The sequence below is a fragment of the bacterium genome, assembly GCA_022616075.1.
Classification (GTDB): domain Bacteria; phylum Acidobacteriota; class HRBIN11; order JAKEFK01; family JAKEFK01; genus JAKEFK01.
Map to the genome: position 1 here is coordinate 1 of JAKEFK010000377.1, position 5,074 is coordinate 5,074.

4 protein-coding genes are annotated in these 5,074 nt (G+C 48.9%); 3 read left to right on the plus strand and 1 reads right to left on the minus strand.

Annotated features, from left to right (window positions below; genetic code table 11):
* Together L0156_29405 and L0156_29410 are read left to right on the plus strand one after the other, a co-directional pair.
* A partial coding sequence (locus L0156_29405; GenBank protein ID MCI0607123.1) for a hypothetical protein occupies positions 1–465 on the plus strand: 465 nt, incomplete at its 5' end.
* Positions 466–474: 9 nt separating this feature from the next.
* Positions 475–900 (plus strand): hypothetical protein, encoded by a 426-nt coding sequence (locus L0156_29410; GenBank protein ID MCI0607124.1) that lies wholly within the window; start codon positions 475–477, stop codon positions 898–900.
* Positions 901–1,316: 416 nt separating this feature from the next.
* Here L0156_29410 and L0156_29415 read toward each other — a convergent pair whose 3' ends face one another.
* Entirely contained in the window at positions 1,317–2,723 is a 1,407-nt protein-coding gene (locus tag L0156_29415) for a hypothetical protein (GenBank protein MCI0607125.1), read from the minus strand.
* 543 nt (positions 2,724–3,266) lie between these two features.
* Here L0156_29415 and L0156_29420 point away from each other — a divergent pair.
* On the plus strand, positions 3,267–4,742 hold the full coding sequence (locus tag L0156_29420) for a hypothetical protein (protein MCI0607126.1): 1,476 nt from the start codon (positions 3,267–3,269) through the stop codon (positions 4,740–4,742).
* Positions 4,743–5,074: the final 332 nt, after the last annotated feature.

Consider the following 5,074-nt stretch of genomic DNA (forward strand, 5'->3'; position numbering starts at 1 on the left):
ATTGCGAAAGAACAAAAACAGCTGCTTGAAGATCATGGCGGAAAAGCAGTACCTGTGACCCAGGAGAGCAAAGGAAGTGGAAGTTTAGGTCTTGATACAGCACCGATGGAAAAAATGCTGAATGAACATGCAGGTCCGGCTACAAATCACACTTACAAAGCGACAGAAGTTGATAGTGGAATTGGTGCACCAGATATGAAAAGAAAAGTGGCGCTCAACAAAATCGAAGAACGGCTAAAAAGCGGAGTTGATGTGCCAGTTGGTGTGAAATGGAATAATCAACCAGGAGGTCACATTTTCTTGATGAGTGATGTTCGCGGAAGAGGCCCCAGCCAGGAGTTTCTGGTTACGAACCCGAAAACTGGAGAATCTTCCTGGGTTAAACGGCATGAAATCGAAACCGGAAATGCGAAGTTCAGTCCAACCGGCGATGCTACCGGTGATTTAAACATGTACATGCAATAGGAGAAATGAATGAACGCGCAAGCAATTGATCTAGAATTGTTACGACCTCAGATTTATTTAAAAGATGGATTTGTTGATGAAGAAGGTGGACTTCGCGATGGAATCAGCGGACTCTATTCGTTGGCTCTGGCTTATGATTTGATGAAAGAGGGCACAACTGTTGAATCGCTCAAATCGTTAATTGATGAATTCAAAGCGCTTGCTGATTCCGGACTCCATGAAGAAAACAGTCATGGCCTGTTGGATGGAAATTCATTTCAGCAGCTAGGCAAAATAATGAACTCCCCTGCTGTGATGAATTCTAAAATGCTGAAAGACCTCTTCCATGCGGCATTACCTTTATTAAAGGATTGGCCGAATGTCGCAGGATTGGTCCTCCATTTGGATCGCGCGATGAAGCAACTTGCCTTACTCGAAGTAACATCAAAGCAATAGGCATTCCGCGAACAACTGCCAAACTCGTTCAGAACTCGATCATTAGGTACCGCAGGCGAATAGCTTAATCTTCACGACTGCCAGAAAGCCCCCAAGTTTGCGGAATCCCAGTCCCCTAATCACAATAGTACTAGTAATATAGTACTATATATATCGAAGCAAAAACCAGAAAGATGTTTAATAGCCAGTTTAGCGTTAAGGCATGATGATCCATTGAACAACAAGATGAAAAATCGAAAAACGCTCCTCTCTCTCTAGCCGGGCGCTGGGCCAAAAATCTGATCAGCAAATTTTGACCCAGCATGTACAAACTCAACTTCAATTTCCAATCACTTAACTGCAATGAATCCGAACTTCCCGGTAATCGCTTTGGCCTATGCTTTTGTAAACACTCAAAACGCCAGCCGTGCTTTCTCCTAGGGCAAAAACACCTCCACACCAAGAACGGTGTCGTTGCTGTCGGTTTCGGCTTGATCGTTCCCTGCTCCGCCCTTCACTACGTCTCTGACGCCGTCCCGCGCGAGCAGGATGTCATCGCCGCCCCCGCCCACAAGAACGTCTTTGCGAGGACCGGGGGCTCCCTGGTCGTCGCCGACAAGTGTGTCGTTACCCTTCTTGCCGCGCAACTTGTCAGACCCGGGCCCGCCCAGGAGGACATCATTTTCCTTGTTGCCGGTGATCTCGTCGTCGCCAGCCTCGCCGTGGATCTTGTCGAGGCCCTGGCAGCCCAGCAGTTTGTCATTCCCCCCTCCGCCGAAGATCTCGTCGTCGTTTGATCCCGGAGCGCTCGTGAGCTTTTTGCAACTGTCAAAGTCGTCGCCAATGATAAAATCGTCGTCGTTATCCGGACCACCAAAGATACGATCATTCCCGGGGCCACCAATGATAAAGTCTTCGCCTCCGCCACCGTCAATAACATCATCCCCGTCGTCACCGAACAACAGGTCTGCTCCGCCTCCGCCTGTAATAAAATCTACAAAGCCGCCTCCGCGGATTACGTCCGTCCCGGAGCCACCGATGATAAAGTCTGCCCCTTCGAGGCCATCCATATGGTTGTCTCCGCCAAGCCCACAGATCACGTCGTCGCCATTTGTCCCAACCAAATTGTCATCGCCGGCCGTGCCAATGATCGTGCATCCGAGAGCCAAGTTGAGTTCGAACGAGGCTAGGGCATTGCCCCCCGTCGCGTTCGGGTTCTCGGCCACAGCGTGGGCGACGATGGAGAAGGTGTACCTCCCCGGCTCGAGCGTTCCCGACTCGTCGATGCTCTGTCCTGGAGATCCGCAACCGGCGGGTTCGGCAACGCTGAACGTGGCCCCGCTAGGCGACGTAACAGTAACGGTCGTACAGGACGCGTTCGTGTTGTCGGCTGCGGTGTCGATTGATCCGGAAAGCGCGAATGGCGTGCTCTCGTCGACATCGAAGGTTACCGTGAACTCGGATGTCGCTTCGCCGATCGGGTCCTTTTCGTCTCCGGGGTCGGCGTCTGCCCAATTCGCCACGGCGGCGCCCGAGGTCTCGATTATGCCAAAAAGTAAACTTGTAAAGTCGATGGTGGTGTTCTGCGTGGCTTCGGCGCCCGCGGTACGTCCATTAGTGAGATCGTCGAATGCGGTTACCGTATTAGAGAAAGCCGAAACATCCGAGGCTTCGATGATGACCGGTGGCGTAACCGTCCCGGATCCATCGAATGCTGATGCTTCGACCTTAGCATGATCTGTCACCAAAGTCTGTCCCGCCTGAACCGATGGCACCACGATGAGCCCGTCCACCAAGAGCAGAAAGGCAACGGTGAATATCAAGGCCCAAAAAATACTTTTCATGCGATCACTTCCCCGCCCAAAAAACTGCAGCCCAAAATGTGTCGGCCTGCATTGATTCGTTTTGAATTTTGAATCTTGTGTAAACATTTTGCCTCCTTCGGTGCACCTTTTCTTATTGCAATCTTAGAAAAGACGCCAAACCGTTCGATACCTTTTTGATTTCCGCAAAGGTCTTTCGAACTTCCACAGGCCTCATTTTGCAACCGATATGCCAGATAAGAACTAAGAGGGTGTCGACCAGAGAGGTGTCTTCCGGAAATGCCTGACCGGCAACTTTCGTCTCATACGATGGGACAGAAGTTTCTTTGATGTAGGGCCATCGTACTGATGGTAAAGAAGAAACCACTTCGCATTTTTGGCTGGTCGGGGGAATTTCACCTATATATAAGGATGCGAATTGTTATTCGGAAGAATCTATAAGATAAACCATTGATTCTCTTTGCGTAAGTCATTAGCAACAAATAAGTCGTAGCGCCGACAATCACATGTTGGCAAAAAATCAGGAGCACGATGCCAGCTCCACCCAGGTAACGGAGGTGCTACGTGCCAGGAACCATAACGAAAAGCGGGTCCACTTCGTCTGCCCCGGCAACACAGCAGACAGAAGCAACATCCACCACACAATCGAAGCCATCAAAAACAGAAGATGGCGGCGCTCCACCACAAACTGAGCAATTACAGCGGCATTCAAAATCTTTCCTTCAAATTGCGAACAGCAAGAAATTGGAAATGGGTATTGATTCGGTTTTGAACGGCGCCGTACAGTTTGGAAAGAATGCGATGAATGCATTCGAAAAGGTCAAAGAGAAGAACGCAAAAATTCAATTCGTGCAAAAGGAAGCGAAAACATCAGGCCTCGAACAATCAGAAATTGACAAACTCGGCAGCAACTTGCGTGGAATGGATGAAAAGTCTATGGATGCTGAAGTGAAGTTTTTGCGGCGGGAGGTTTTTCGTTCGCCGAATGCCGATCGCGCATTACGAACTTACAACGAACTGAAAGAGTTGCAAGTCGGAAATCAAGATCGGTTGCAAGATAAACACATCCGGATATTAACGCGAGGCGTGGCTGAACCTCGGAGCAATCGTCACTCATTCGCTAAGGAAGGAGTCTTGGGTCAGGAAGGTGCGACGCGTGCTGCAAAAGCATTAATAGAAATGCCGCAAAAGGATTATGATGCTGTGAACAGCGCTCTGGATGACGCGAATCATGGTAAGGGAGAGCGTGGCCTTGGAAGTGCTCAGATGGAACGTGCGTTGATTTTGAAAGCAGCCGGAGCGCGCGAAGAAGCATACACAGATCCTGGGCTTGGCGATCAGTTGAGATTGCAAACTGGACGGCTCACATCCAGCACCAAAGAAATTTTAGAGTTTGCGTCTGAGATTCGCGGTGAAAAACGATTGACTCTTTCGCAGCAATCTACTTCGATCGATCCCTACTCCGGTGACAAAGCGCTTCAACAACGTTGGAGTCACTCCTGTGGCGCCACTTCAGCACAAGGAATCAAAGCAGAAGCCGATCCCATTTACGCACGCAAACTTCATCAGGAATTCATCCACAACACCGATACGACCGGTGACATTGCGAAAGAACAATCATCATTGCTAGAAGCATTCGGTGGAACAGCAGTTGAACGCGGTTCATCCGGAGGTTCCAATATGACCAATGTTCCTGGAGTGCTGAATCAGTTCGTATCCAAAACTACGGGCGAAGCATACCAGCGATTTCCGCAAGGTCAGGAAGGTTTCGCTACCGATACCGATAGGAAAAACACAATTGATACGATGGCAGAAAGACTGAAAGCTGGCGAAGATATGGCTATCCGTGTGAAGTGGGATGGTGGCGGCGCGCATATTCTGTATGTTACCGATGTTCGCGGATCAGGGAACAATCAGGAGTTTCTGATTACGGATCCTGGACCAGGTGAAACCGTCTGGATGACCAAAGAACAGCTTGCTTCGGAAGGCACGACGTATCCTTCGGGAAATGCTGGAAAATTTTCCAATGTGTACTGGTAACTAAGATTGATTCCACTGAAGAATCCATAAATGAAAATAGGGGGCATCAAATCGGGTATGACTTGGTTCTAGAACGGACCGGAATCAGCAGGTATTCTAGAAGGAATTTATACGGGAGTTATATCGATTGATCCACAAACACATTGAAGTACCTCTGCTCTCAGGCATCGCTGTCGCTGCAGCTGAAATGAAATATCACACAGTTTGGTTCTGTTCTTAGAGAGCATGTCTGCTTGAATTAAGCGTAACGAAATGACTCTTAGAAACGTTATAGTTTTTGAGGAATGTTATGAGCAAAAAAACTGCAAATCAAAACAAATCAAAAATTGTTG